This is a genomic window from Roseateles sp. GW821-FHT02E12 (genome assembly GCF_059421665.1).
Map to the genome: position 1 here is coordinate 452,313 of NZ_JBWKVK010000005.1, position 24,436 is coordinate 476,748.

Below are 24,436 nucleotides of genomic sequence, written 5' to 3' on the forward strand. Positions count from 1 at the left end.
AAGGCCTTGGCGAACGGGTGGCGGGCTGCCGGCAATGTAGCCACCGTTCAGCGAGCCTGGACCTTCGCGATGCTGTCGCGCAGCGCCGCCGCCATGTCGCTGTCGGCCGGCACCTCGGCCAGCACGCGGCGCCAGTAGCCGAGCGCGGCTGAGTTGTCGCCACGCTCCACCGCGGCGCTGCCGAGCAGGGCGAGGGTGGGCACATGCTTGGCGTTCAGCTTGAGCGCGCGCTGCAGCAGCGCCTCGGGCTCGCCATCCAGGCCTTGGCCCTTCACGAGCGCCAGCGTGACGGCGTGCTGGCTCAGCGGCTGCGGGTCGTCGGGCCGCAGGCGTTCCAGCTGCACGTAGGCAGGCAGGGCGTCCTGCGGGCGGCCGAGCTGTTCGTAGGCGCGGGCCAGCAGCGCCCAGCCGTCGGCGTCGTCGGGCGCGCGCTGCAGGCGGTCGACCAGGCGCTGCACCATCTGCTGCACGGGGTTGGCGGGCGCGGCCGGCGGTGGTGGATCGAGCGCATCGGGGCGGCCGATCTGGGCGTAGAGCAGGGCGGCCGCCAGCGGCAAGGCCAGGCCCAGTGTGGTGGCAGTGCGCCAGGCGCGTGGGCCTGGCACGCTGCGGGGGCCGAGCAGCGCGGGCGCCAGCGGCAGCAGGGCGGCCAGCGTCAGCGCGGCGGCGGCGAGCATGAACAGCGTCATTGCGGCTCCCTGCGCTGCCGGCCCTGCCGCAGGTAGACGAGCAAGGCGATGGCCAGCAGGGCCAGCGGGCCGAACCACAGCGGCGCCGTGCCGGCGTGCAGGGCGGGGCGGTAGAGCACCTGCTCGCCGTAGCGCTGCACGAGCTCGTCGAGCAGCTCGGCTTCGCTGCGGCCGGCGGCCAGGCCTTCGCGCAGCTGGCGCTTCATGTCCACGGCCAGCGGCGCGTTGGACTCGGCAACGCTCTGGCTCTGGCAGACGACACAGCGCAGCTCTTGCGCCAGGCGCTCGACGCGGGTGTCGAGGTCTTGGGCGTGCGCGCTGAGCGTCATCGCCAGCAGGATCAGTGCGATGACGCTACGCACGTTTGAGCCTTTCGATCAGCGGCAGCAGGCGCTTGTTCAGGTCCTCGGCCGTGACCGGCCCGGTGTGGCGCAGCCGCACGATGCCGCGGCGGTCGATGACGAAGGTTTCGGGCACGCCCGTCACGCCCCAGGCCAGGCTGCCGCGCCCTTCCGGGTCGCGCCAGGTCAGCGCGTAGGGGTTGCCATGGCGCTTCAGGAAGGCCAGGCCCAGCTCGGGCGTGTCGCGGTAGTCCAGCCCGACAACGCGCACGCCACCTTGGCTACCCAGCTCTGCCAACACCGGCAGCTCGGCGCGGCAGGGAGCGCACCAGGAAGCAAACACGTTCAGCACCCACACCTCGCCTTGCAGCGGTGCGGCCTCGCCGTCCAGGCGTTCGAGGTTGAGTGCTGGCGCAGGCTTGCCGATCAGCGGCGAGACGGTCTCGGCCTGGGCGTCGCGCTGCAGCAGGCCGCGCGCCAGCAAGGCGACGAGGGCAGCCGTAGCGAGCAGCGGCACGAGGGCGAGGCGGAGCTTCATGGTGTGGACAGCGTGGGTGCGATGAGGGGTGACGTGGGTTGCGTGGTTGCTTCTGCGGCAGCCTGCGTGCGCGGCCGGCGGTGGTGCGCCAGTGCGCCCCACAGCCCACCGGCAGCCATCAGCAGCGCTCCTATCCACACCCAGGCCATGAAGGGTTTGACCTGCACGCGCAGCGCCCAGCGGCCATCGGCATCGGCCTCGCCCAGGCTCACGTACAGATCGCGCCACAGGCTGCGGTCGATGGCGGCCTCGGTCATCGCGACCTGGCGACGGGCGTAGACGCGCTTTTGCGGCGTCAGCACGACGGGCTCGCCGCCGCGGTGCCAGATCAGCCGGGCCTGGGCCGCGCGGTAGTTGCTGCCGTCCACGGCCTCCAGCGTCTCGAAGCGCAGCATGTGCCCGGCTACGCGCACCTGTTCGCCCGGCGCGAGTTGCAGGTCATGCGCCTGCTCCAGGCTGCGCACCAGCGTCACGCCCAGCACGAAGATGGCGATGCCGGCGTGCGCCAGCCACAGCGACAGGCTTTGCCGCCAGGCAGCGCGCTGGCGCCAGGCCAGGTCCACCGTGCCGCCCAGCGCCCACAGCCCCGTGGCCACGCCCGCCGCCAGCCACAGCGAGCCCTGCAGCGCGAAGGCCAGCGCCGCGGCGCCCACCAGCGCAGCCAGGGCCAGCGGCAGCAGCGGCTTCACGGCGCCCAGCGCAGCCACGCGCCAGCGCGCCAGCGGCCCGATCACCAGCAGCGCCACCAGCGGCAGCATCAGCGGCGGGAACACGGTGTCGAAATAGGGCGTGCCGACCGACAGCTTGGTACCGCCAATCACCTCGGCGGCCAGCGGGTACAGCGTGCCCAGCAGCACGGTGCCGGTGGCCGTGGCCAGCAGCAGGTTGTTCAGCAGCAGCAGCGACTCGCGCGAGCCCAGCGCATAGCCCTCGGCCGGCGGCGCGCGGTGCGCCCGCCAGGCAAACAGCGCCAGCGACCCGCCCACCGACACGCCAAGCAGCGCCAGGATGAAGAGGCCGCGTGCCGGGTCGCTCGCGAACGCGTGGACCGAGCTGACCACGCCCGAGCGCACGAGGAAAGTGCCCAGCAGCGACAGCGAGAAGGCCAGCAGCGCCAGCAACAGGCTCCAGCGCAGGAAGCCCGGGCGCTTCTCGGCCACGGCCAGCGAGTGGATGAGCGCTGTGCCCAGCAGCCACGGCATGAAGGCCGCGTTCTCGACCGCGTCCCAGAACCAGAAGCCGCCCCAGCCCAGCTCGTAATAGGCCCAGAAGCTGCCCAGCAGGATGCCGCCCGTCAGCGCCGACCACGCGGCCAGCACCCAGGGCCGGGTCCAGCGCGTCCAGCGGGCATCGAGCTCGTCTTCCAGCAGCGCGGCCACAGCGAAGGCGAAGCCCACCGCGAAGCCCACGTAGCCCAGGTAAAGCAGCGGCGGGTGGGCGGCCATGCCTGGGTCTTGCAGCAGCGGGTTCAGGTCGCGGCCATCGGCGGGCGCGGGCAGCAGGCGTGCGAACGGGTTGGACGTGAACGCGATGAACGCGATGAAGCCGGTGGCTACCGAGCCGAGCACGCTCTGCACGCGCGCCGCAAACGCGGCGGGCAAGCCGTTGCTGCGCGCCGCCACCAGCGCACCCCAGGCCGACAGGATCCACACCCACAGCAGCAGCGAGCCTTCGTGCCCGCCCCAGGTGGCCGTGATGCGGTAACCCAGCGGCAGCTCGCGGCTGGCGTTGGCGGCCACGTAGGCGACCGAGGTGTCCAGCACGACGAAGCTGGCCACCAGCGCAGCAAATGCGCTGCTGACCAGACCGAAGCTCACCGCGGCCAGGGGCCGGGCGAGTGCCATCCAGCGCGCGTGGCCGCGATGCGCGCCCCACAGCGGCAGCACCGCCTGCGCGAATGCCACCGCGAGCGCCAGCAGCAGCGCGAACTGACCCAGCTCCGCCGTCATCGCGCAGAGGCCTGCTTCAGCGCCGCGGCGGCCTCGGGCGGCATGTAGTTCTCGTCGTGCTTGGCCAGCACCTCGTCGGCGACGAACTGCACGCCGGCGAGCCGCCCCTGCGCGACAACGCCCTTGCCCTCGCGGAACAGGTCGGGCAGCGGGCCGCGGTAGCTGACGGCCACCTCGCGCGCACCGTCGGTGACGGTGAAGCGCATGCTGTCTGCGTCCCGGTGTACCGAACCCGGTGCCACCAGGCCGCCGAGCCGAAAGCGCGTGCCGGCCGGTGCCTCGCCGCGCACGATCTCGCTGGGCGTGACGAAGAAGACGAGGTTCTGGCGGAAGGCCTTCAACACCAGGCCGCCGGCCAGCGCCAGCAGGCTGAGCATGGCCAGCAGGCCGAGCAGGCGCAGGTGGCGGGGCTTCATCGTGCGGCCCTGCGTCGCAAAGACCAGAGTTCGATCGCGATGCCCACTGCGACAGCCGTGAGCGATGCCCAGACGTAGAAGGCGTGGGTGCCGAACAATTCACTCATGCCGCGCTCCCCACGGCCGCCAGCGGTTGCGGCCATTGCGTCTCGGCTTCCACGCGGGCCTGCAGCAGCAGCCGTGCGCGCGTCAGCACCACCGCGCCGGCATAGGCCCAGAAGCCCAGCGTCGACAGCAGCAGGCTGGCCAGCATTTCCGGCGCGATCTGGCTGCCCCGGGTGCTGATCGACGCTCCCTGGTGCAGCGTGTTCCACCAGCTCACCGAGAAGTACAGCACCGGCAGATTCAGCGCGCCCACCAGGGCCAGCAGCGCGCCGGCCTGGTCTCCGCGGCGTGGGTCGTCGGGCGTGTCCACGGCACTGGTCAGCGCGATGAAGCCGACGTAGAGCAACGCCAGCAGCAGCGCCGACGTGAGCCGTGCGTCCCACACCCACCAGGTGCCCCAGGTGGGCCGGCCCCACAGCGCGCCGGTCAGCAGCGTCAGCACCGCGAACAAGGCGCCCGTGGGTGCCAGCGCGCGCATCAGCACGAAGGACAGGCGCGTCTTCCACGCCAGGCCCCACAGCGCCCAGAAGGCCATCGCGCCGTAGCAGACCATCGCGATCCACGCGGCCGGCACGTGCAGGTAGAGGATGCGGTAGGCCTCGCCCTGCTGCTCGTCGGTGGGGGCCCAGAACAGGCCCAGCGCCAGGCCCGCGGCGATGCCCAGCGCGGCCAGCACCCACAGTGCCGGCATCAGCCGGCTGCTGAGGGCAAGGAAGTGGGTGGGGCTGGCGTAGCGCCAGATCGGATGTGAGGAAGGCATCAGTCGAGCATCAATCAAGCATCAGTGACAAGGCCGCCGAGGTGGCCCAGGGGGCGAGGGCGAGCAGCACGGCCAGCCACGCGCCGAGCAGCAACAGGGCCGTGTCGGCGTTGGCGCCGCCTTGCGCCGCGGCCGTGCCGAAGACGAGCACCGGCACCTCCAGCGGCAGCAGCAGCAGCGCCAGCAGCCCGGCGCCGGCGCGCGCATGCAGCACCAGCGCCGCGCCCAGGCCACCCAGCAGTGCGAGCGCGGGCGTGCCCAGCAGCAGGCTCAGGCCCAGCGGCCACGGGTCGTCCACGCCGAAGGCCAGGGCTAGCAACGGTGCGATCAGCACCAGCGGCAGGCTGCTCAAGCCCCAGTGCACGGCCAGCTTGAGGCCGACGGCCAGCGGCCGCGGCAACGGCGCCAGCCACCATTGCTCCAGGCTGCCGTCGGCCAGGTCGGGTGCGAACAGGCGCGGCAGCGACAACAGGCTGGCCAGCAGCGCCGTGATCCACAGCAGGCCCGGCGCCAGTTCTCGCAGCCGCGCGGGGTCGGGCCCGAGGCCGAGCGGGAACAGCGCGGCCACGGTGACGACGAAGCCCAGTGGCGTCAGCCATTCAGCCGGCTGACGCAGCGTGCTCGACCACTCCCGCCGGGCGAGTGCCGCGGCGGCTTGCAGAGCGGCGCTCATCAGTGCCTCCCGAGGTTGAGGCTGCGCACGGGCCGCTTCAGCGGAAGCGGCTGGTGGCTGGTGAAGATGGCGCTGCCGCCCTCGTTGGCATGTCGGTCCAGCCGCTGCGCGAGGCGGTCGGCCATGGCTGCGTCCAGCGCGGCCAGTGGTTCATCCAGCACCCACAGCGGTGCCACCTGCGGCAGCCACAGCCTGGCCAGTGCGGCGCGGCGGCGCTGGCCTTCGGACAGCTGAGCCAGGCGCAGGCCCGCGGCTTCGTCCAGGCCGACGGGCGCCAGCGCGGCCAAGGCCTCGGCCTCGCTGCAGGGGTGCCCGGCCAGCGCTGCGCTGCTGCGCAGCTGCTCGATGACGGTGAGCACGTCCTTCAAGGCGGGCCGATGGCCGATGTAGAGCAGATCGTGTTCGACATGCACCCGGCCCGCGCGGGGGGCGCTCAGGCCACAGATGAGTCGCAGCAGGCTGGTCTTGCCGCTGCCATTGGCGCCCTGCAGCCACAGCAACTGGCCGGGGTGCAGGGCCAGGTCCAGTCCTTCGAACAACGGCCGGCCACCGCGCGACTGGCCCACGCGCTGCAGGATGAGCGTGGGAGGCGTGTTGAGGGTGGCCGCGACGGTGGTCATGCCCGGCACTCTAGGCAGGGCCTGCCCTGGTGCCAACGAAGCAAATCGCCTGAGCTTCTGCGATTGGTGCGTGCCGTGCCCGGCCCCCTAGAAATGCAGGCTGACGGTGCTCACCCGCGCGGGCATAACCTCTCGGCTTCGTTGACGAGCTGGGAGACGTACATGTCCAAGTCTCGAATCGTTGCGCGCTGCGCAGCTGCCGTGTTGCTGGCCGTGGCCGGCAGTGGGTGGGCAGGGCCGTTGGCGCCGTCCTCGGTGGCGGGCAGCGTCTTCTTCAATCATGTGCCGCCGCTGCCTGTCCAGGTCGACGGCTTCGGCAGCTTCTCGCTCTTTGGCTCGAGCGGCCAGGTGAAGGTCGATGCTGCGGCCACGCCCAGCCCCTGGCTGCTCAGCGAGGTGCTGGTCGAGCCGGGTGTCACCGGGCGCGCGAGCGCCCAGCTCAAATTCCAGATGCAGGTCGTCGACAGCACGTCGATCCAGCCCTCGGATGTGCAGGTGCATGTCGACGTGGCTGGCCGGGCATCCGGGTCGTCCAACACCGTCGACCTCTTTGCCGGCTTTGCTGTGAAGGCGCTGTGGGCGCTGGAAGACCTGAGCCTGGGCCAGGTACCGGTCTTCAGCGAGGGCATTGATTCGGGCGCGCTGCAGGGCAGCTTCGTCGAAAGCTTCGGCCACAGGGTCGATCTGACGCTGAAAGCCAACCACATCTACCTCGTCACGCTGACGGCCGACGCCTTCGCCGCCGCGGTGTCCGGGCCGACCGCGACCGCCAGTGCCTATATCGATCCGGTGTTCTCGTTTGGGGCCGGCACGGGCGACCAGTACGCCTTCCTGTTCAGCGACGGCATTGGCAATGCGCCTGTGCCCGAGCCCAGCGCGCTGGCGCTGCTGGGCACGGGGTTGGCAGCGATGTGGCTCAAGCGGCGCCGCAACTTTGGCGAGCCGACACCCAGCCGATGATCCGCCGTCGGGCGCTCCTAGCCTGTCTTGCCCTTGCCCTGCCGGCCCTCGTTCGGGCCGATGCGTTGACGGCCAGCCAGGCGGCGCAGCGCCTCGTTCAGCTGACGCCATCGGCGCGGCAGGGCGAACTGATCCTGCCCTTCACCGACACCACCCGCAGCGATTGGCACTACACCCCGCGCCGCCGTGACGGGCTGGCGTGGAAGACCCTGTCGCCCGCTCAGCGCGAGGCGACGACGGCACTGCTGCGCACGGCGCTGAACGAGCGCGGGCTGGACAAGGTGCGTGCACTGATGGCGCTGGAGATCGCGCTGCGCCAGATGGAAGGCTCCGGCCTGTCGCGCGACCCGGAGAACTATGCGGTCGCGATCTACGGCGAGCCCGGCGGCAGCGGCTGGGGCTGGCGCATCGAGGGCCATCACCTGTCGCTGCACTTCAGCCTGGACGGCGACCGCTATGTGTCCACGCTGCCGCAGTTCTTCGGTGCCAACCCGGCCGTCGTGCCGCGCGACGCCGGTGGCGGTGCGCCGCGGTCGGGCTTCCGGCTGCTGGGCGACGAGGAGGATCTGGCCCGCCAATGGCTGGCCAGCCTCAGTGCGGCGCAGCGATCACGCGCCGTTTTCGATACGCGGCCGTTTGGCGACATCGTCAGCGGCAATGCCCGGCGGGCCAAGCCGCTGGGTGCCGTGGGCCTGCCTTTCGCCGACATGGACGGCGGCCAGCAAGCCCAGGTGCTGAAGCTGATCGGAGCCTTTGCCGACCACCTGCAGCCCGAGCTCGCACAGGCACGCCTGACCCGCGTTCGCGCCGCGCCGCTGGAGGCCCTTCGCGTCGGCTGGGCCGGTTCGTTGACACCCGGCGAGCCGCACTACTTCCGCATCCAGGGCGCGAACTTCCTCATCGAGTTCGACAACTCGGGTGGCAACCACATCCACTCGGTCTGGCGCGACTTTGACGGCGACTTCGGCCACGACGTGCTGGGCGAGCACTATCGCCGGGCCGAGGGCGGTGCCCATCGGCACCGGCCGTCTACCTCACCTTGATCACGACCTTGCCCTTGGCCCGGCCCGTTTCGACATAGGCCAGCGCTTCGTTGGTTGCGTCGAACGGGAAGACCCGGTCCACCACGGGGCGGATCGCGCCGGCATCGATGATCGAGGTGATCTCCCGCAGCTGCTCGCCATGCGCTCGCATGAAGAGGAAGGCGTAGTTCAGGCCGAGGCGGGCGGCCTTCTTCCTGACACCGGCACTCAACAGGCGAACGACGAGGTTCACGAACCACGGTGCCGCGATGCCTTTGGCAAAGGCAGGGTCAGGCGGGCCGGAGATCGAGATGAGGGTGCCACCGGGCTTGAGCACGCGCAGGGATTTGTCCAGTGCTGCGGCGTCCTGGCTGTGCAGCACCACGTCGTAGTTCTGCAGCACTTTCTCGAAGTCGTCTTTCCGGTAGTCGATGACGACGTCGGCGCCGAGGCGCTTCACCAAGTCGATGTTGGCGCTGCTGGTCGTCGTGGCGACGGTGGCGCCGACGTGCTTGGCCAGCTGGATGGCGAAAGTGCCGACGCCACCGGAGCCGGCCTGGATGAAGACCTTCTGCCCTTTGCGCAGCTTCGCCTTCTCGATCAGTGCCTGCCACGCGGTCAGGGCCACCAGCGGGAGAGACGCCGCCTCTTCCATGCTGAGCGCCTTGGGCTTGATCGCCAGGGACGCTTCCTTGACCGCGATGACTTCGGCAAACGTGCCGATGCGGAAGTCATCCGCCCGGGCGTACACCTCGTCGCCCGGCTTGAAGCGCTGCACGCGTGGGCCGACCCGGGTCACGACACCGGCCACGTCATGGCCCAGCACGAGCGGCAGGCGGTAGGGCAGGATGAGCTTGAACTCGCCGTTCCTGATCTTGGCGTCCAGCAGGTTCACGCCGGCGGCATGGACCTGGACGAGCACCTCGTCATCGCGCAAGACCGGATCGGGGATCTCTGCCAACCGCAGCGCGCGGTTCTTGCCGTAGCGGTCGAGGAGAAATGCTTTCATGGCGCGCTCACCAACAGCACGGCGTCGAGCCGCAGGTCGCGTCGAATCCCGGCGTCCACCATGCCGGCTGGTGCGAACCTGCGCAGCAATCGCAGGCGGCTCGCGAGCCCGCCGGCCGTGTAGCGGAGTTTCGGGTTCGCTGCGTTGGCGGCTTTCAGCACGACGTCGGCAACGACGCCCGGTTGGTCTGCGGTTGTCATCACTTCCCTGACCCTCTCGGTCACGGCCGTGCGGGCCTGGCGGTACTCATCGAGCTTGGCGTCGGGCTCCAGGAAGTTCGCATCGAAGGGTGTTTTTGTGTAGGCCGGCTCGATGACCGAGACCCGGATGCCGCGGGTGCGCAACTCATGGTCGAGCGACTCGGAATAGCCTTCGATCGCGTGCTTGGTGGCGGCGTAGAGCGCGCCGTACGGCATGGGCAGGAAGCCCAGCACCGAGCCGATGTTGAGGATGCGGCCACTGCCCTGCCGCCGCATGTGCGGCAGGACGGCCCGCGTCATGCGGACGATGCCGAAGAAGTTGGTGTCGAAGATGGCCTGCGCCTGCTCGATGGAGCTCTCTTCCGCGCCAGCCGGTGCGACGCCAAAGCCGGCGTTGTTGACGAGCAGGTCGATGCGGCCGTGCCGCGCCACCACCTTCGCCACGGCTGCTTCGACCGAGTCGTCCAGCGTCACATCCAGTGCCAGCATCTCGAACCCGTGCTGCCCCGCCTGCCGCCCCTGCCGGCTGGTGCCGTACACGGTGTAGCCCGCTTTCGCGAGCCGCTCGGCGGTGGCCTGGCCTATGCCTGAGGAGGCGCCCGTCACGAGGGCGACCTTGCTGTTCATGTTCATGGTGTTTCTCCGTCCGCGTGTGAGGTTAGGGGCTCGCCGGCGTACGCGGTGCGCGGCGAGTCAGGAAGGTTTGAGTTTCAATTCGTATGATGTTCGTCATATTTAGAGGCGAGCAAATGGCCGACTTCCATCGGTGAAGTTCAGGGATGGGCGGGGGTCAGGCGCTTCAGCGCCGCGTCGAGCAGGCTGTCTGACAGCGCGGGCTCGTCAACGGCGCGTGCCAGCATCAGGGTGCCGACCATGGTGGCCAGGGTCATCAGTGCATGCTCGTGCGCCGCCGGCTGCCCCCAGCCGGGTGACTGGCGTGCAATCAAGTCCACCATCGCCTTGATGTGACGGGTGGTCACGCGGCGCACTTCAGGGGCCTGCCGCGAAGTCTCCGAGCCCAGCGCCGCCAGTGGGCATCCCAGCTCCACCTGGCCTAGGTGGGCCTGGGAGAGGTAGGCGCCGAGCATGGTCTCCAGGGTCCGCTCAGGCGGCGTGTGGGCCACGACGTCGGCCGCGGCGGCGGCTGACTGCGCGCAGGCGAGGCCGGCTGCTTCCGCCAGCATGGCCTCGCGGGAGGCGAAGTGGGCGTAGAAGGCGCCGTGGGTCAGGCCCGCCTCCTTCATGATGTCTGCGACGCCCGTGCCGTCGTAGCCGCTGCGGCGAATGGCCCGCGCCGCGGCGGACACGATGCGCTCGTGTGAGGCTTCCTTGGCAGCGGCTCTGGCGTTGGGCGTTGAATTTCGCATGACGTTCATCATACTTAATTCTTGGCGCAGGTGTCGTGAAGTTTGTGGCACGCCTGTCGCCGGCCGAGCTGGACAAGGCTGGTGTGGGTGAAGACACGGTGCGGCTTTCGGTCGGCATCGAGCACATCGACGATCCGCGAGCGGATCTGGACCCCGCGCTGGCGGCTGTTTGAGCGCCGCGACTGCTCCTCATGGCATTTCGTCATGGGTTCAGTCGCAAACTTGATTGGTTCTGCCGCCCGGCAGGCCTTATCGTCAGGCCTGATTTGTTTGTCTCCTCCTCCCGCATGGGTGGACTTCAACCCTTCGGGCGCCCGCCGGCCGAAGGGTTTTTTCTTGTGCGCGGCTGAGTCGCGCGACGATGCACGCCATGCCTTCTTCCACGCCTTGCCTGCCCGTCATCGACATCGCGCCGCTGCGCCAACCGCAGACCGATGCACGCGCACTTCAGCACTGCGTCGACGAAATCCGCCGTGCCTGCGTGGCCCATGGCTTCTTCTACGTGACCGGCCATGGCCTGCCCGGCGAGCTCACCGCGCGGCTGGACGCGTTGTCGCGCGCCTTCTTCGCGCAGCCCGAAAGCCTCAAGCTGCGCTGGCCGATGAGCGCGGGCGGGCGGGCCTGGCGCGGCTACTTCGGCGCCGGTGGCGAGCTCACGTCGGGCCGGCCGGACTGGAAGGAAGGGCTCTACCTCGGCAGCGAGCTGCCGGCCGGCCACCCGCTGGTGCAGGCCGGCACGCCGCTGCACGGCCCTAGCCTGTGGCCCGACACGCCAGGGCTGCGCGAGACCGTGCTGGCCTATCTGGACGCCGGCGCCGCCGTCTGCGCGACCGTGCTACGCGGCATCGCGCTGAGCCTGGGCCAGCCAGCCGACTACTTCGAGCGGCGCTACACGCGCGATCCGTTGCTGCTGCTGCGCCTCTTCAACTACCCCAGCCGCCCGGCACCTGACGGCGCCGGCTGGGGCGTGGGCGAGCACACCGACTACGGCCTGCTGACGTTGCTCTATCAAGACGACGTCGGTGGCCTGGAGGTGCACACGCCCGAGGGCTGGGTCGACGCACCGCCGCTGGCCGGGACATTCGTGTGCAACCTGGGCGACATGCTGGACCGCATGACGCGCGGCCTGTATCGCTCCACGCCGCACCGCGTGCGCCTCAACACCTCGGGCCGCGACCGGCTGTCGGTACCGCTGTTCTTCGACCCCAACTTCTTCTCGACGCCCGCGCCTATCGAGGGCTTGCCCGCCGCAGCGGACGACCGCGCCACCCGCTGGGATGGCGCCAGCGTGCACGAGTTCAGCGGCACTTATGGCGACTACCTGCTGCGCAAGGTGGGCAAGGTCTTCCCGGATCTGGGTAGCGCCGTGCTGCCCTGAAGCTTCTTGCTCGCAATCCGCATAACCGTTCGCGTTTTGCTTCGTTTGCTGAAAATGCCCTGAGTCCTAGCCTTGCTCGGTTTTCGCATGAGAGCCGACATGAGCACCGTTGTTGATGAACCCGAAGTCCTGGCCAGCGCCCGCGAGGCCGCCCAGACCGCCGCACTGCCGTTCGCGGGCAGCGTCTCACCGCGCGATGCATGGGCCCTGGTCCAGGCCGGCCGCGCCGTCCTTGTCGACGTGCGCAGCGCCGAGGAGCGCCATTTCGTCGGCCATGTGCCGGGCAGCCTGCACTTGGCCTGGGCCACCGGCACGTCGCTGAACCGCAACCCGCGCTTCGCCAAGGAGCTGGACGCCAAGGTTGGCGCCAAGTCCGGCAACGAGCTGCCGGTGCTGCTGCTGTGCCGCAGCGGCAAGCGCTCGGCCTTGGCTGCCGAAGCCGCGGCCAAGGCCGGGCTGGCCAACGTCTTCAATGTCCAGGAAGGCTTTGAAGGCGACAGCGACGACCACCAGCAGCGCGGCCACTTCAATGGCTGGCGCTTCCACAGCCTGCCTTGGGTGCAGGACTGATGGGCGCCGCCGACCCGGTCGACGAGCTGTCCGGCATCGTCAGCGCCCTGCGTGGCGCACGCCGCCGCTGGCGCGAGGAGCACCGTCGCTGGGACGCCGGTGGCCGCGAGCTGCCGTCGCGGGAGCTGCTGGCCGTTGTCGTGCAGCAGCTGGCCGGCGCGCTGTTCCCGATGCGCCTGGGGCCGCCCGATCTGCAGCCCGAGGGCGAGGACTACTACGTCGGCCACACGCTGGGCGCGGCGCTGTCGCGGCTGCGCCAGCAGGTGGCGCTGGAGCTGGGCCACGACGCGCGGCTGCGCAGCGTCGACGCGCCGCCCGAGAGCGAGGCGGCCGATCGCGTGGCCGCCTTCGCTCGCCGCCTGCCTGCCGTGCGCGAGCTGCTGGACAGCGACGTCATCGCCGCCTTCCAGGGCGACCCGGCCGCGCGCAGCGTCGACGAGGTGCTGCTCTGCTACCCCGGCTTGCACGCGCTGATCAGCCACCGGTTGGCGCATGAGCTGTACGTCCTTGGCCTGCCGCTGATCGCCCGCGTGGTGGCCGAGCTGTCGCACGCGCAGACCGGCATCGACATCCACCCCGGCGCGACGATCGGCGCGGGTTGCTTCATCGACCACGGCACCGGTGTCGTCATCGGCGAAACCGCCGTGTTGGGCCGGCGTGTGCGCATCTATCAGAACGTCACGCTGGGCGCCAAGAGCATCCCCACCGACGAGGCCGGCCACGCCCACAAGGGCCAGCCGCGGCACCCCATCGTGGAGGACGACGTCGTCATCTACGCCGGCGCCACCGTGCTGGGCCGCATCACCATCGGCCGCGGCTCCGTCATCGGCGGCAACGTCTGGCTGACCCGCAGCCTGCCACCGGAAAGCCGCATCTCCCAAGCGGCCTCGCAAGCCGATCCGAACTCAGCCTTCCAGCCGCTGAGCGCCTGACTCTTTCCACCCGAATCACCCCCACCACCGCCCCCAGGAGCCCTTTTCCCCATGGCTGACACTCCCCAACTCGCGCTGAGCGACACCGCCGCGCGACAGCTTGCGAATGCGACAAAAACAGTCCCGCAGCTCTCCACCATCACGCCGCGCTGGCTGACGCATCTGCTGCAGTGGATCCCGGTCGAGGCCGGCATCTACCGCCTCAACAAGGTGGCCGACCCCGAGGCCGTCAAGGTCGCCTGCGCCAAGCGCGACGAGGCCGAACTGCCCGTCACCTTCGCCGACTACGACGCCGCACCTCACGAGTACTTCCTGAACGCGGTCGCGACCGTGCTGGACGTGCACACCCGCGTGTCCGACCTCTACAGCAGCCCGCACGACCAGATCAAGGAGCAGCTGCGCATCGTCATCGAGACGATCAAGGAGCGCCAGGAGTCCGAGCTGATCAACAACCCCGACTACGGCCTGCTGGCCAACGTCGCGGACTCGCAGCGCCTGTCCACCCTCACCGGCGCGCCCACGCCCGATGACCTGGACGACCTGCTCGGCAAGGTCTGGAAAGAACCCGCCTTCTTCCTGACCCACCCGCTGGGCATCGCCGCCTTTGGCCGCGAGTGCACCCGCCGCGGTGTGCCGCCGCCCACCATCAGCCTGTTCGGCAGCCAGTTCCTGACCTGGCGCGGCATCCCGCTGATCCCCAGCGACAAGGTGCCCGTCAACGACGGCAAGACCAGCATCATCCTGCTGCGCGTGGGCGACAAGCGCCAGGGCGTGGTCGGCCTGTATCAACCCGGCCTGCCGGGTGAACAGGGCCCGGGCCTGTCGGTGCGCTTCATGGGCATCAACCGCAACGCGATTGCCTCCTACCTGATCAGCCTGTATTGCTCGCTGGCGGTGCACAGCGACGACGCGCTGGCCGTGCTCGAAGACGTGGAAGTGGGCAAGTACCATGAGTACCCTGACACCTACCGCTGACGTGGTCGAGAGCCCTTTCGACGTTGCAGCGCTGGGTCGGCTGGCGAATGAGTTGTTCGGCAGCTTGAATGCAGGGTCGCTGCCTTCTGCCCAACCGGTGCAGTCCGCCGGCGGCCTGAACGTCCCCGCCAACCCGCTGCCGCCCGGCCTGCCGAGCGGCCCGCTGCCCCAGTCCACCACCACGCAGTTCGGCGGCTTCGGCGCGGCTGCGCCCGGCCTCAACCTCGCGCCCACCGGCCCGGATCACGTCGCCGCACTGTTGCGCCCATCGCCCGCGCGAGCGCCTCACGCGCAGGCCGGCAACGGCGTGCCCGACGTGCTGCTGACCAGCGTGCCCGGCATCGACGGCCGCGCCGGCAGCCAGCTGCTTGGCGTGCCGCAGCAGATCACGCCACCGCAGCGCGAGGCCGTGCCTTCGGGCTACTACTTTGTCGAGCCTTCGAGCGTGTCGTCGCAGCAGCCTTCGCTCTACGTGTTGGACCTGCAGCGCCACCCCGGCGCCCATGGCCATCACGCGGGCGAGCTGCCGAACAAGCACCAGCTGCAAGGCCAGCGCGTGCCCTTCGACGTCAACGCCATCCGGCGCGACTTCCCCATCCTGCAGGAGCGCGTCAACGGCAGGCAGCTCGTCTGGTTCGACAACGCCGCCACGACGCAGAAGCCCAAGGCCGTCATCGACCGGCTGAGCTACTTCTACGAGCACGAGAACAGCAACATCCACCGCGCCGCCCACACGCTGGCGGCACGCGCGACGGACGCCTACGAAGGCGCCCGCAAGACCGTTGCCAAGTTCGTCAATGCGCGCTCGGCCGATGAAGTCATCTTCGTGCGCGGCGCCACCGAGGCCATCAACCTCGTGGCCAACACCTGGGGTGAGCAGAACGTCGGCGCGGGCGACGAGATCGTCGTCTCGCACCTGGAGCACCACGCCAACATCGTGCCCTGGCAGCAGCTCGCCGCCCGCAAGGGCGCGCATCTGCGCGTGATCCCGGTGGACGACACCGGCCAGGTCATCCTGAGCGAAGCGCAGAAGCTCATCCAGAGCCCGCGCGCCAAGCTGCTCGCCGTGACGCAGGTCAGCAATGCCCTCGGCACGGTGGTGCCGGTGCAGGAGCTGGTCGGCATCGCGCAGCGGCAAGGTGTGACGACGCTGGTGGACGGTGCGCAGTCGGTGTCTCACCTTGCCGTGGACGTGCAGGCCATCGGTTGCGACTTCTTCATCTTCAGCGGCCACAAGATCTTCGGCCCCACCGGCATCGGTGCGGTCGTCGGCCGCAAAGAGGTGTTGGACGCCATCCCGCCCTGGCAGGGGGGCGGCAACATGATTGCCGACGTGACCTTCGATCGCACGGTGTTCCAACCGGCACCGGCGAAATTCGAGGCCGGCACGGGCAACATCGCCGACGCCGCCGGGTTGGGCGCCGCGCTGGACTACGTCTCGCGCGTAGGCCTGCACCACATCGCCCGCTACGAGCACGACCTGCTGGCCTACGCGACTGAAGCCATCCGCCCCATCCCGGGCGTGCGGCTCATCGGCACTGCGGTGGACAAAGCCAGCGTGCTGAGCTTTGTGCTGGCCGGTCACGAGACGGCGGCGGTGGGCAAGGCGCTGGCGGAGGAGGGCATCGCGGTGCGTTCCGGCCATCACTGCGCCCAGCCCATCCTGCGCCGCTTTGGCGTGGAAGCCACCGTGAGGCCATCATTCGCGTTCTACAACACCTGCGACGAGATCGACCATTTCGTGTCGGTCGTGCGCCGGTTGGCGAGGGCCTGAACGATGAACACTGATGCGCTGACTCGAGTCGACATCCGCCCGCTGCCCGGCAGCTTCGCAGCCGAAGTGGTGGGGCTGGATCTGAGCCAACCGTTGGACGAGGCGGACTTCCGCCGCATCCACCGGGCGCACCTGGACCACCATGTGCTCGTCTTCCGCGACCAGCGCATCAGCCCGGCGCAGCAGATCGACTTCAGTCGCCGCTTCGGCGCGCTGCAGATCCATGTGCTGCACCAGTTCCACCTGAAGGGCCACCCCGAGATCCTGATCGTGTCCAACATCGTCGAGAACGACCAGCCGGTCGGCCTCGGCGATGCGGGCCACTTCTGGCATTCGGACCTGTCGTACAAGGAAACGCCCAGCCTCGGCTCCATGCTGCTGGCGCAGGAGCTGCCGGAAGAGGGCGGCGACACGCTGTTTGCCGACCAGCATGCGGCCTGGGAGGCGATGCCGCCGGAACTGCAGGCCCGCGTGCGCCACCTGAAAGCCGAGCACTCCTACCTCGCCAAGTACGAGGAGCTGCGCGAGCGCAGCCCGTGGCGGCCCAAGCTCAGCGATGAGCAGGTGGCGCAGGTCAAGCCCGTCGTGCAGCCGGTCGTCCGCACCCACCCGGAGACGGGGCGCCTGGGCCTCTTCGTCAGCGAGCACTTCACGACCCGCATCGTCGGCGTGTCTGAGGAAGAGAGCCGCGTGCTGCTGGCCGAGCTGTTCGCTTACGGCACGCGCCCCGAACTGCAGTACCGCCACCAATGGCAGCCCCACGACATGGTGTTCTGGGACAACCGCTCCGTCACCCACCTGGCCGCCGGCTGCCCGCCGCAGATGCGCCGCCGCCTTCACCGCACCACCATCGAGGGCGACAAGCCTTTCTGAACATGACCCTGTCCAAGACCCTGCATCGCTTCGCGCTCACCGCCCTCATCGCCTTGCCACTGGCCGCCCAGGCCGAAGGCCGTATCCGCATCGCCGAGCAGTTCGGCATCGTCTACCTGCTGCTCGACGTGGCCAAGGACCAGGGGCTGATCCAGAAGCACGGCAAGGCCCAGGGCCTGCCCGAGGTGCAGGTCGAGTTCGTGGAGCTCTCCGGCGGCGCGGCGGTCAACGAGGCGCTGCTGTCCGGCGGCATCGACATCGCCGGCGCGGGCGTCGGCCCGCTGCTGACGATCTGGGACCGCACCAACGGCAAGCAGAACGTGCGCGGCGTGGCGTCGCTGGGCAACTTCCCCTACTACCTCGTGAGCACCAACCCGGCGGTGAAGACCATCGCCGACTTCGGCGACAAGGACCGCATCGCCACGCCCGCCACCGGCGTGTCCGTGCAGTCGCGCATCCTGCAACTGGCCTCCGCCAAGCTCTGGGGCGACGCCCAGTTCAACAAGCTCGACAAGCTGCAGGTGGCGCTGCCTCACCCTGAGGCGACGGCGGCGCTGATCAAGGGCGGCACCGAGATCAACGCCCACTTCGGCAACCCGCCTTTCCAGGATCAGGTGCTGGCCGGCAACCCGCAAGCCCACATCGTGCTGAAGAGCTACGACGTGCTGGGCGGCCCGGCGTCGGCCACCGTGCTGTACGCCACCGAGAAGTTCCGCAAGGACAACCCGAAGACCTACAAGGCGTTCACGGATGCGCTGACCGAGGCGGCCAAGCTGGTCAAGGCCGACCCCGAGAAGGCGGCGGACATCTACCTGCGCACCAACAAGAGCAAGGTCGACCGTGCGCTGCTGCTGAAGATCATCAAGAACCCCGAGGTGGAGTTCAAGCTGACGCCCGAGAACACCTTCGCGCTGGCTGACTTCATGCATCGCGTTGGCGCCATCAAGAACAAGCCGGCCTCGGTGAAGGACTACTTCTTCGACGACGCCCATCTGAACGGTGGCAGCTGACATGGCCGCCACGGCCCTGCAGGAACAGCAGGCGGTCGCGGCCGTGGCGGCGCCGCTGCTGCAGGTGCGTGACCTGACGCTGGAATACCGCAGCGAGCAGCGCACCATCCGCGCCACGCACGAGGTCTCGTTCGACGTGCAGCAAGGCGACCGCTTCGTCCTGCTCGGCGCCTCGGGCTGCGGCAAGAGTTCGCTGCTGAAGGTCGTGGCCGGCTTCATTGCCCCGCGCTCTGGCGAGATCCTGCTGCAAGGCCGGCCGGTCACCGAACCCGGCCCCGACCGCGTCGTCGTCTTTCAGGAGTTCGACCAGCTGCCACCCTGGAAGCGAGTGCTCGACAACGTCGCCTTCGGCCTCATCGCCTCCCGCCAATGCGGCAAGGAGGAAGCCCGTGAGCGCGCCGCCCAGGCCTTGAAGACGGTGGGCCTGTCCCGCTTTGCCGACGCCTTTCCTCACCAGCTCAGCGGCGGCATGAAGCAGCGCGCGGCCATCGCCCGGGCACTCGCCATGCGCCCGCGCGTTTTGCTGATGGACGAGCCGTTTGCCGCGCTCGACGCACTGACGCGCCGCGGCCTGCAGGAGGAGCTGTTGCGGCTGTGGGGCGAGCTGGGCTTCACGCTGCTCTTCGTCACGCACTCCATCGAGGAGGCGCTGCTCGTCGGCAACCGCATCCTGCTGCTGTCGCCCCACCCGGGCCGCGTGCGTGCGGAACTGAACGCGGACGGCTTCGACATTGCCAGCGTCGGCAGCGTCGCCTTCCAGGCGCAGCAACAGCGCATCCATCGCCTGCTCTTTGACCAATGAGTTACGTTCATCCGCATCGCCCCGAGTTCGAGCGCGAGCTGCCGCCGCTGCCGGCGCCCGCCATCGACGTGCCTTTGAGCGTCACCCAGCGCCTGTGGCAACGCGACGGCATCCGCCAGATCGTCGTGCTGGTGCTCATCGCCGCCGCCTGGGAAGCCGCCGCGCGCCTTGCCGGCAATGACTTGCTGCTACCCGGCTTCCTGCAAGCCGCCCAGGCCTGGTGGGAGGACCTGCGCAATGGCGAGCTGCTCATGCGCACTGCCGCGTCGCTGTCACTGCTGCTGAAGGGCTATGTGCTCGGCGTCGTGCTCGCGCTGACGCTGTCGGCCCTCGCTGTCGCAACGCGGCCGGGGCGTGACGTGCTGGTCACGCTGACCTCCCTCTTCAACCCGCTGCCGGCCATCGCCTTGCTGCCGCTGGCGCTGCTGTGGTTCGGCCTCGGCGAGGGCAGCCTTGTCTTCGTCCTCGTGCATGCCGTGCTGTGGCCGCTGGCGCTGAGCACGCTGTCCGGCTTCCAGGGCGTGCCCGAGACGCTGCGCATGGCCGGCCGCAACTACGGCCTGCGTGGCATGCGCTACGTGCTGCAGATCCTTGTGCCGTCGGCGATGCCGGCCATCCTGTCGGGCCTGCGCATCGGCTGGGCCTTTGCCTGGCGCACGCTGATCGCGGCGGAGCTGTTCTTCGGTGCGTCGTCGGGCCGCGGTGGCCTGGGCTGGTACATCTTCCAGAGCCGCAACGAGTTGCTGACCGATCGCGTCTTTGCCGGCCTGGCCACCGTCGTGCTGATCGGCTGGCTGGTCGAACGCTTCGTGTTCGACACCGTCGAGCGGCTGACGGTGAGGCGCTGGGGCGTGCAGCGCTGAGGCTGCTCCACCGAGCGTGACCTAACCCACGCCCAGGTCGGCTTTGTCGATGCCGGCGCAGCGAAGCCGGCGGAAGCGGTGCTTTTCAGCGCGGGCGAATCGGCGCCGGTCCTATCTTTGCGGGCATGACATCCCGCCACCGCCGCCCGCTCCCGCTGCCCAGCTTCGGCCCGCGCCGCATCCGTTGCGAGCAGGGTTTGGGCCGCGTGGTCATGGAGGAACACGTTCCCAGCCGTGAACGGCCGGTGCGGGCCGAACTGCGGCAGTTGGAGCGCTTTTCGGCGTTGATGGCCGCCCAGGGCTGGCCGGCGCATGTGTCGCGCCTGGCCTACGACCGCATCTATGCCGGCGAGCGCTTCGGCTTCGCCAAGCGGGTGGGGCGCGGCGAACTGCCGGTGCTGGCTCGGCAACTGATCGAGTGCTGGCGCACGCACGCGAGCCTGCCGGTAACGCGCTAGCGCCAGCCCTAGGATGCACGCCTTGTGTCGCCCGGTCCTTTCCGGGCCGGAGACCGTGCATGGACAGACGCCAGATTCTGAAAGGCCTGCTTGCAGCAGGTTGTGCCCAACCGGCCTGGGCCGGCGCGGGGCCGCGCATCGCCAACCCGGGGGTGCAGCTCTACACGGTCCGCGATGAGCTGAAGCGGGACTTCCGCGGCACGCTGGCGCGCATCGCCGCGCTGGGCTATCGCGAAGTGGAGTTCGCGGGCTACTTTGATGAGTCACCGGCAGCGATTCGTACCCTGCTCGATGGCCTGGGGCTGGCTGCTCCCTCCGCCCACGTGGGCGACCGCCTGTTCGGGCCGGAGGCGGAGCGCGTCATCGACGAGGCTCGCACCATTGGGCACCGGTACCTCGTTCTCGCGTGGCTCCCGCAAGAGCAGTGGCGCGACATGGACGGCTGGAAGCGCAGGGCCCAGGCCTTCAACCGCGCCGGCGAGCTGTGCCGCCGCGCCGGCCTGCAGTTCTGTTATCACAACCACCACTTCGAGTTCGCCACGATCCAGGGGCGGCGGCCCTACGACCTGCTGCTCGAAGACTGCGATGCCGCCCTGGTGCAGATGGAGCTGGACGTCTGCTGGGCCGCAGCCGCGCGGCAGGATCCACTGAAGCTGCTGCGGGCGCACCCGGGGCGCTTCCCGATGCTTCATCTCAAGCAGCTCAAGGCCTTGCCACGGCTTGACGGCCAGGACGTGCTCAGCCTGCGGATGGACGAGGCCGGCAAGCTGATGACCGAAGTCGGCCCCGGCGTCGTTGACTTCGCCGCCCTGCTGGCGGACCCGGCCAGCCGCGCCGTGCGGCATTTCTTCGTCGAGCATGACGAGCCGGCGGCACCCATGGCGAGCATCGAGACCAGCCTGCGCTATGTGCGCAGCCTGACGCTGTAGCTCGCGCAGTTTTTGGCGCTTGTTACCGCTGTTGCAGCGCGCAGTTGCAACCGCACGGCCAAGACTCGATAACGCACGCGCGGCCGGGTGTCGGGCTGGGTAGTCTGCGCTCGCCCTCAGATTTACCCAAGCCGCCGTATCACCATGGACAGCGCCAGCAATCCCAAGCCCGGACTCCGCCAGAAACTCATCGTCGCTGCCGTCGCCGTCATCGTGCTGCTCGCCCTCTGGGGGCTGTCCCTGCTTCAGAAGCGCACGGCCACCGAGCTTCAGGCCCGCAAGAACGCGACGGCGCTGGCCTTCGAGCGCGCCCCCGAGCAGTGGCTGGCGCGCCCACGCGAGGCCTCGGAGTTCGAACGTGCCGTGCAGGCCCGCGAGGTGGCGGCCGTGGGCGTCGACGGCTATCTCGTGCTCTACACCGACCGTGCCGGTCAGCAGTACAGCACCCGGCTCATCGACTGCGGCGTCAGCTGCAAGAACGAGATCGGCTCGCGCTTGGGTGAGCTGAGCCTGGCCCAGGGCTTTGCACTGACGCACATCGACGTGGACGCACGCACGACCGGCCAGCGCCTGAGCCAGGTGGTGGACAAAGCCTTGAGCGTGCTCGCCCCGCTGCTGGCCCTGCTGCTGGTGGCCGGCGTGCTGGTGTATTTCCATCTGCGCGGCGCGCTGGGCCAGCGCACCCGCCTGGCCGAGAAACCCAAAGTCCGTTTCGACGACGTCATCGGGGCCGACGAGGCCAAGAAGGCGCTGAAGCGCGTGACGGCCTTCATGAAGGACCCCGGGCAGTACGCCGCCGTGGGCGCCCAGGCCCCGCGAGGCGTGTTGCTGGACGGCCCGCCCGGCACCGGCAAGACCCTGCTCGCCAAGGCCCTGGCCGGCGAGTGCGGCGCCAGCTTCATCAGCGTGGATGGCTCCTACTTCAGCTCCATGTTCTACGGCGCCGGCATCGGCAAGGTGAAGGAGTTGTTCAAGACGGCCCGCGAGGCGGCGCCTTGCATCATCTTCATCGACGAGATCGACGGCATCGGCCGGCGCAGCAGTGGCAAGGACGCGCCCGGCGGCGGCGAGCAGGAGCAGAACCGCATCATCAACCGCCTGCTGGTGGAGATGGACGGCTTCTCGTCCCTGGAGAACGTCGTGGTCATCGGCGCCACCAACCATGTCGACAACGTCGACGAGGCCATGCGCCGCCCGGGTCGCTTCGACCTGTCGGTGCGCACCTCACTGCCCACGGCGCCGGAGCGCGGCCAGCTGTTCGGGCTCTACCTCGGCAAGGTCAAGGCAGCCGCCGGCATGGACATCGCGTCCATCGCCCGCACGTCGGTGGGCATGTCGCCGGCCGACATCGCCAACTGCGTGAACCGCGCCGCCGCCTACGCGGCCGAAGCCGGTGAAGCCGAGGTCAGCCAGGAGCGCGTCTACCAGTCGCTGGAAACCCATCAGCTCGGTGGCGAGGTGACGAACACCAAGGACATCATCACGCCCGAGACGCTGCGTCGCATCGCCTTCCACGAGTCCGGCCACGCGCTGGTGGCGCATGTGCTGGAGGCCGGCAGCGTCGAGCGCGTCAGCATCGAGCCGCGCGGCCCGGCGCTCGGCGTGACCTATGTGGCGCGCAACCACGAGGAGCCGCTGTACGGCGAGCGCGAGCTGCGCTCCCGCCTGGCCATGATGCTGGCCGGGCGCGAGGCCGAGCTGATCGCCTTCGGCAATGCCTCGTCCGGCGCCACCGACGACCTCAAGCGCGCATCCGAGCTGGCCACGTCCATGGTCGGCTCCATGGGCTTCGGCAAGACCTTCGGTCTGCTCAGCATGGCCGGCGTGCCGCGCGAGCTGATCGGGCCCGATGTGCAGAAGTCGCTGCTCGACGAAGCGAGGGCGCTGCTGGAAAGCGCGCAGGCCGAATGCCGCCGCGTGCTGGAAGAAAAGCGGGACCGCCTGGGCACACTGGCCGAGCTGCTGCTCGGCCAGGAGACCGTCAGCGGCGCGCCGCTCAGGCGCGTGCTGTCGGGCGAGGCTGCAGGCTGAGCGCTCGCTTCAGTTCGCCGCGAAGCAGTACAGTAGCGCCGCGCCACCCGTGCTGACCAGCTTGGGCTGGCTGCAGCCGCGGCTGCCGTGGGCGGAGTTCCAGGACGCGTTGCCGCCACCGGTGCGGTCGAAGTGGCCCAGCTGCACGGAGCCGTCCTCGGCGCCGCTCGTGTAGTTTTTGCAGGTCTTGTCCGCACCCTCCGGGAAAGCTCGGCCGTCCGGCGTGGAGCCGGTCAGGATGTCGTGCTCGTTGGGCGTGTCGCCGGCGGCGTTGGGGCGCTGGCCTTTTTCCGTCAGCGCGGTGTTGCGCGTCAGGTTGCTGCCGAGCTGGGCCAGCTCCAGCGTGTCGCCGTGCAGGTGGGCCACGTCGCGCGCCACCGGCTGGCCGCGCACGTTGGTCCACGGGCCCTTGCCGATGCGGTCACGCGCGTTGACGGCGTTGGCGCCTTGCGTGCTGAGGTAGGCGCGCCAGGTCTTGTAGGGGTTGGCCACGGACTCGGCGAGCTTCTGGCAGTGCGCGTCGGCACCGGCCAGGCCGCCGTAGTTGGCGCCGTTGCCGCCACCCACGCTGGTGACGAAGAAGGTGAAGGGCGGAGGCGGCGGGGCGCTGGCGGCGGCCGTTGGAGCGGCCGGGGCCGTCTGGGCTTGCGCGGCGGCGGTCGCGACCAGCAGGGCCGCAAAGGAGAGGGCGGTCTTCATCAGTTCGTGTTCCGGTAGTCGTCGTGGCAGGCCTTGCAGGTCTTCTGCAGGGCGGCGAGCTGAGCCTTGACGGCGGCCACGTCACCGCCCTGAGCGATGCGGGCCAGTTCGTTGGCTTCCTTGCCGAAAGCGGCCTGCGCGGCGGCGGCGCCGGAGGCGTCGCTGAACAGCGTGGCCTTCACGGTCGTGTCCTTCCAGCCCTTGCCGGTCTCGGTGCCGGCGGCAAACAGCGAGGGCAAACCGGTGTTGGCCAGCGCGGCGATGGTGTTGGCCGCGCGGATGACCTCGTCCTTGTTGTAGTTGCCATCGACATTGGCTTTCACGCGGCCGGCGTTCCAGCCGATGACCTGGTAGGCCGACTGGCGCCACTTGATGAGCTGTTCGGGCTTGGGGGCCTGCTGGGCCTGGGCGGCGGTGACGACTGTGGCTGCCAGCAGCGTGGCGGCCAGCACGGTGAGGGTGGTTTTCATCGAGTTCTCGTGGTGGAGGGGAG

The 24,436-nt window shown here is 69.6% G+C and carries 27 protein-coding genes and 1 pseudogene; 15 read left to right on the plus strand and 13 right to left on the minus strand.

Features of this window, described 5'->3' with window-relative positions; translation table 11 throughout:
* Positions 1-47: 47 nt before the first annotated feature.
* The 8 genes from AC07V5_RS29290 to ccmA form a co-directional block, all read right to left on the minus strand.
* Positions 48-689, minus strand: coding sequence for a tetratricopeptide repeat protein (locus AC07V5_RS29290; protein ID WP_495119137.1), 642 nt, complete (start codon positions 687-689; stop codon positions 48-50).
* Positions 686-1,051 carry a cytochrome c-type biogenesis protein gene (locus AC07V5_RS29295; protein WP_495119138.1) on the minus strand — a complete coding sequence of 122 codons (366 nt, stop codon included), beginning with the start codon at positions 1,049-1,051 and terminating at the stop codon, positions 686-688. Before AC07V5_RS29295 ends, AC07V5_RS29290 begins: the two co-directional genes overlap by 4 nt.
* Positions 1,044-1,568, minus strand: a complete 525-nt coding sequence (locus AC07V5_RS29300; protein WP_495119139.1) for a DsbE family thiol:disulfide interchange protein — start codon at positions 1,566-1,568, stop codon at positions 1,044-1,046. Before AC07V5_RS29300 ends, AC07V5_RS29295 begins: the two co-directional genes overlap by 8 nt.
* Positions 1,565-3,517, minus strand: a complete 1,953-nt coding sequence (locus AC07V5_RS29305; RefSeq protein ID WP_495119140.1) for a heme lyase CcmF/NrfE family subunit — start codon at positions 3,515-3,517, stop codon at positions 1,565-1,567. The genes AC07V5_RS29300 and AC07V5_RS29305 overlap by 4 nt, the downstream gene beginning before the upstream one ends.
* Positions 3,514-3,933, minus strand: coding sequence for a cytochrome c maturation protein CcmE (gene ccmE / locus AC07V5_RS29310; protein WP_495119141.1), 420 nt, complete (start codon positions 3,931-3,933; stop codon positions 3,514-3,516). The genes AC07V5_RS29305 and ccmE overlap by 4 nt, the downstream gene beginning before the upstream one ends.
* A 103-nt stretch (positions 3,934-4,036) precedes the next feature.
* On the minus strand, positions 4,037-4,798 hold the full coding sequence (gene ccmC, locus AC07V5_RS29315; RefSeq protein ID WP_495119142.1) for a heme ABC transporter permease CcmC: 762 nt from the start codon (positions 4,796-4,798) through the stop codon (positions 4,037-4,039).
* A gap of 10 nt (positions 4,799-4,808) precedes the next feature.
* Positions 4,809-5,471, minus strand: a complete 663-nt coding sequence (ccmB, locus tag AC07V5_RS29320) for a heme exporter protein CcmB (protein ID WP_495119143.1) — start codon at positions 5,469-5,471, stop codon at positions 4,809-4,811.
* On the minus strand, positions 5,471-6,091 hold the full coding sequence (gene ccmA / locus AC07V5_RS29325; RefSeq protein ID WP_495119144.1) for a heme ABC exporter ATP-binding protein CcmA: 621 nt from the start codon (positions 6,089-6,091) through the stop codon (positions 5,471-5,473). The genes ccmB and ccmA overlap by 1 nt, the downstream gene beginning before the upstream one ends.
* 162 nt (positions 6,092-6,253) lie before the next feature.
* Between ccmA and AC07V5_RS29330 the strand changes: the two genes are divergently transcribed.
* Entirely contained in the window at positions 6,254-7,051 is a 798-nt protein-coding gene (locus AC07V5_RS29330) for a PEP-CTERM sorting domain-containing protein (RefSeq protein WP_495119145.1), read from the plus strand.
* The gene (locus AC07V5_RS29335) at positions 7,048-8,094 is read left to right on the plus strand and encodes a DUF3500 domain-containing protein (protein WP_495119146.1); all 1,047 of its coding nucleotides are present in this window, start codon (positions 7,048-7,050) and stop codon (positions 8,092-8,094) included. Before AC07V5_RS29330 ends, AC07V5_RS29335 begins: the two co-directional genes overlap by 4 nt.
* Here AC07V5_RS29335 and AC07V5_RS29340 read toward each other — a convergent pair.
* The 3 genes from AC07V5_RS29340 to AC07V5_RS29350 all read right to left on the minus strand — a co-directional run bounded on the left by AC07V5_RS29340 (position 8,081) and on the right by AC07V5_RS29350 (position 10,661).
* Positions 8,081-9,082 (minus strand): NADP-dependent oxidoreductase, encoded by a 1,002-nt coding sequence (locus tag AC07V5_RS29340; protein ID WP_495119147.1) that lies wholly within the window; start codon positions 9,080-9,082, stop codon positions 8,081-8,083. The genes AC07V5_RS29335 and AC07V5_RS29340 overlap by 14 nt on opposite strands.
* Positions 9,079-9,909: an oxidoreductase gene (locus AC07V5_RS29345; protein ID WP_495119358.1), complete on the minus strand. Its 831-nt coding sequence runs from the start codon at positions 9,907-9,909 to the stop codon at positions 9,079-9,081. The genes AC07V5_RS29340 and AC07V5_RS29345 overlap by 4 nt, the downstream gene beginning before the upstream one ends.
* Before the next feature lie 146 nt (positions 9,910-10,055).
* Positions 10,056-10,661, minus strand: coding sequence for a TetR/AcrR family transcriptional regulator (locus tag AC07V5_RS29350; RefSeq protein WP_495119148.1), 606 nt, complete (start codon positions 10,659-10,661; stop codon positions 10,056-10,058).
* 38 nt (positions 10,662-10,699) lie between these two features.
* Here AC07V5_RS29350 and AC07V5_RS29355 point away from each other — a divergent pair.
* The 13 genes and pseudogenes from AC07V5_RS29355 to AC07V5_RS29415 all read left to right on the plus strand — a co-directional run.
* Positions 10,700-10,822: pseudogene (locus AC07V5_RS29355) on the plus strand (PLP-dependent transferase); the annotation flags it as partial.
* A 197-nt stretch (positions 10,823-11,019) separates the two neighbouring features.
* Positions 11,020-12,027: an isopenicillin N synthase family dioxygenase gene (locus AC07V5_RS29360; RefSeq protein WP_495119149.1), complete on the plus strand. Its 1,008-nt coding sequence runs from the start codon at positions 11,020-11,022 to the stop codon at positions 12,025-12,027.
* A gap of 99 nt (positions 12,028-12,126) precedes the next feature.
* Positions 12,127-12,597 (plus strand): rhodanese-like domain-containing protein, encoded by a 471-nt coding sequence (locus AC07V5_RS29365; protein ID WP_495119150.1) that lies wholly within the window; start codon positions 12,127-12,129, stop codon positions 12,595-12,597.
* Complete coding sequence (epsC, locus tag AC07V5_RS29370) at positions 12,597-13,529, plus strand: serine O-acetyltransferase EpsC (protein WP_495119151.1); 933 nt, start codon at positions 12,597-12,599, stop codon at positions 13,527-13,529. The genes AC07V5_RS29365 and epsC overlap by 1 nt, the downstream gene beginning before the upstream one ends.
* A gap of 51 nt (positions 13,530-13,580) precedes the next feature.
* Entirely contained in the window at positions 13,581-14,504 is a 924-nt protein-coding gene (locus AC07V5_RS29375; protein WP_495119152.1) for a family 2A encapsulin nanocompartment shell protein, read from the plus strand.
* Positions 14,479-16,278: a family 2A encapsulin nanocompartment cargo protein cysteine desulfurase gene (locus AC07V5_RS29380; protein ID WP_495119153.1), complete on the plus strand. Its 1,800-nt coding sequence runs from the start codon at positions 14,479-14,481 to the stop codon at positions 16,276-16,278. Before AC07V5_RS29375 ends, AC07V5_RS29380 begins: the two co-directional genes overlap by 26 nt.
* A gap of 3 nt (positions 16,279-16,281) precedes the next feature.
* A complete protein-coding gene (locus AC07V5_RS29385; RefSeq protein ID WP_495119154.1) occupies positions 16,282-17,151 on the plus strand; it encodes a TauD/TfdA dioxygenase family protein in 870 nt (289 codons plus the stop codon).
* Between the two features lie 2 nt (positions 17,152-17,153).
* Positions 17,154-18,161 carry an ABC transporter substrate-binding protein gene (locus AC07V5_RS29390; RefSeq protein WP_495119155.1) on the plus strand — a complete coding sequence of 336 codons (1,008 nt, stop codon included), beginning with the start codon at positions 17,154-17,156 and terminating at the stop codon, positions 18,159-18,161.
* Position 18,162: 1 nt separating this feature from the next.
* Positions 18,163-18,963, plus strand: a complete 801-nt coding sequence (locus AC07V5_RS29395) for an ABC transporter ATP-binding protein (protein ID WP_495119156.1) — start codon at positions 18,163-18,165, stop codon at positions 18,961-18,963.
* Positions 18,960-19,826: an ABC transporter permease gene (locus tag AC07V5_RS29400; RefSeq protein ID WP_495119157.1), complete on the plus strand. Its 867-nt coding sequence runs from the start codon at positions 18,960-18,962 to the stop codon at positions 19,824-19,826. The genes AC07V5_RS29395 and AC07V5_RS29400 overlap by 4 nt, the downstream gene beginning before the upstream one ends.
* Positions 19,827-19,951: 125 nt before the next feature.
* Positions 19,952-20,284 carry a hypothetical protein gene (locus tag AC07V5_RS29405; RefSeq protein ID WP_495119158.1) on the plus strand — a complete coding sequence of 111 codons (333 nt, stop codon included), beginning with the start codon at positions 19,952-19,954 and terminating at the stop codon, positions 20,282-20,284.
* A gap of 59 nt (positions 20,285-20,343) precedes the next feature.
* Positions 20,344-21,213, plus strand: coding sequence for a sugar phosphate isomerase/epimerase family protein (locus AC07V5_RS29410; protein ID WP_495119159.1), 870 nt, complete (start codon positions 20,344-20,346; stop codon positions 21,211-21,213).
* 144 nt (positions 21,214-21,357) lie between these two features.
* Positions 21,358-23,244, plus strand: coding sequence for an AAA family ATPase (locus AC07V5_RS29415; RefSeq protein WP_495119160.1), 1,887 nt, complete (start codon positions 21,358-21,360; stop codon positions 23,242-23,244).
* A gap of 9 nt (positions 23,245-23,253) precedes the next feature.
* On the opposite strand, the gene AC07V5_RS29420 is transcribed toward AC07V5_RS29415, so the two are convergent.
* A complete protein-coding gene (locus tag AC07V5_RS29420) occupies positions 23,254-23,943 on the minus strand; it encodes a lectin (RefSeq protein ID WP_495119161.1) in 690 nt (229 codons plus the stop codon).
* A complete protein-coding gene (locus AC07V5_RS29425) occupies positions 23,943-24,413 on the minus strand; it encodes a c-type cytochrome (protein ID WP_495119162.1) in 471 nt (156 codons plus the stop codon). The genes AC07V5_RS29420 and AC07V5_RS29425 overlap by 1 nt, the downstream gene beginning before the upstream one ends.
* Between the last annotated feature and the right edge of the window lie 23 nt (positions 24,414-24,436).

Bases quoted from the DNA above. Each gene is read 5' to 3' on its own strand.
- AC07V5_RS29290 (WP_495119137.1), bottom strand. From the start codon at position 689: ATGACGCTGTTCATGCTCGCCGCCGCCGCGCTGACGCTGGCCGCCCTG.
- AC07V5_RS29300 (WP_495119139.1), bottom strand. From the start codon at position 1,568: ATGAAGCTCCGCCTCGCCCTCGTGCCGCTGCTCGCTACGGCTGCCCTC.
- AC07V5_RS29305 (WP_495119140.1), bottom strand. From the start codon at position 3,517: ATGACGGCGGAGCTGGGTCAGTTCGCGCTGCTGCTGGCGCTCGCGGTG.
- ccmE (WP_495119141.1), bottom strand. From the start codon at position 3,933: ATGAAGCCCCGCCACCTGCGCCTGCTCGGCCTGCTGGCCATGCTCAGC.
- ccmC (WP_495119142.1), bottom strand. From the start codon at position 4,798: ATGCCTTCCTCACATCCGATCTGGCGCTACGCCAGCCCCACCCACTTC.
- ccmB (WP_495119143.1), bottom strand. From the start codon at position 5,471: ATGAGCGCCGCTCTGCAAGCCGCCGCGGCACTCGCCCGGCGGGAGTGG.
- ccmA (WP_495119144.1), bottom strand. From the start codon at position 6,091: ATGACCACCGTCGCGGCCACCCTCAACACGCCTCCCACGCTCATCCTG.
- AC07V5_RS29330 (WP_495119145.1), top strand. From the start codon at position 6,254: ATGTCCAAGTCTCGAATCGTTGCGCGCTGCGCAGCTGCCGTGTTGCTG.
- AC07V5_RS29335 (WP_495119146.1), top strand. From the start codon at position 7,048: ATGATCCGCCGTCGGGCGCTCCTAGCCTGTCTTGCCCTTGCCCTGCCG.
- AC07V5_RS29340 (WP_495119147.1), bottom strand. From the start codon at position 9,082: ATGAAAGCATTTCTCCTCGACCGCTACGGCAAGAACCGCGCGCTGCGG.
- AC07V5_RS29345 (WP_495119358.1), bottom strand. From the start codon at position 9,909: ATGAACAGCAAGGTCGCCCTCGTGACGGGCGCCTCCTCAGGCATAGGC.
- AC07V5_RS29350 (WP_495119148.1), bottom strand. From the start codon at position 10,661: ATGATGAACGTCATGCGAAATTCAACGCCCAACGCCAGAGCCGCTGCC.
- AC07V5_RS29360 (WP_495119149.1), top strand. From the start codon at position 11,020: ATGCCTTCTTCCACGCCTTGCCTGCCCGTCATCGACATCGCGCCGCTG.
- AC07V5_RS29365 (WP_495119150.1), top strand. From the start codon at position 12,127: ATGAGCACCGTTGTTGATGAACCCGAAGTCCTGGCCAGCGCCCGCGAG.
- epsC (WP_495119151.1), top strand. From the start codon at position 12,597: ATGGGCGCCGCCGACCCGGTCGACGAGCTGTCCGGCATCGTCAGCGCC.
- AC07V5_RS29375 (WP_495119152.1), top strand. From the start codon at position 13,581: ATGGCTGACACTCCCCAACTCGCGCTGAGCGACACCGCCGCGCGACAG.
- AC07V5_RS29380 (WP_495119153.1), top strand. From the start codon at position 14,479: ATGAGTACCCTGACACCTACCGCTGACGTGGTCGAGAGCCCTTTCGAC.
- AC07V5_RS29385 (WP_495119154.1), top strand. From the start codon at position 16,282: ATGAACACTGATGCGCTGACTCGAGTCGACATCCGCCCGCTGCCCGGC.
- AC07V5_RS29390 (WP_495119155.1), top strand. From the start codon at position 17,154: ATGACCCTGTCCAAGACCCTGCATCGCTTCGCGCTCACCGCCCTCATC.
- AC07V5_RS29395 (WP_495119156.1), top strand. From the start codon at position 18,163: ATGGCCGCCACGGCCCTGCAGGAACAGCAGGCGGTCGCGGCCGTGGCG.
- AC07V5_RS29400 (WP_495119157.1), top strand. From the start codon at position 18,960: ATGAGTTACGTTCATCCGCATCGCCCCGAGTTCGAGCGCGAGCTGCCG.
- AC07V5_RS29405 (WP_495119158.1), top strand. From the start codon at position 19,952: ATGACATCCCGCCACCGCCGCCCGCTCCCGCTGCCCAGCTTCGGCCCG.
- AC07V5_RS29410 (WP_495119159.1), top strand. From the start codon at position 20,344: ATGGACAGACGCCAGATTCTGAAAGGCCTGCTTGCAGCAGGTTGTGCC.
- AC07V5_RS29415 (WP_495119160.1), top strand. From the start codon at position 21,358: ATGGACAGCGCCAGCAATCCCAAGCCCGGACTCCGCCAGAAACTCATC.
- AC07V5_RS29420 (WP_495119161.1), bottom strand. From the start codon at position 23,943: ATGAAGACCGCCCTCTCCTTTGCGGCCCTGCTGGTCGCGACCGCCGCC.
- AC07V5_RS29425 (WP_495119162.1), bottom strand. From the start codon at position 24,413: ATGAAAACCACCCTCACCGTGCTGGCCGCCACGCTGCTGGCAGCCACA.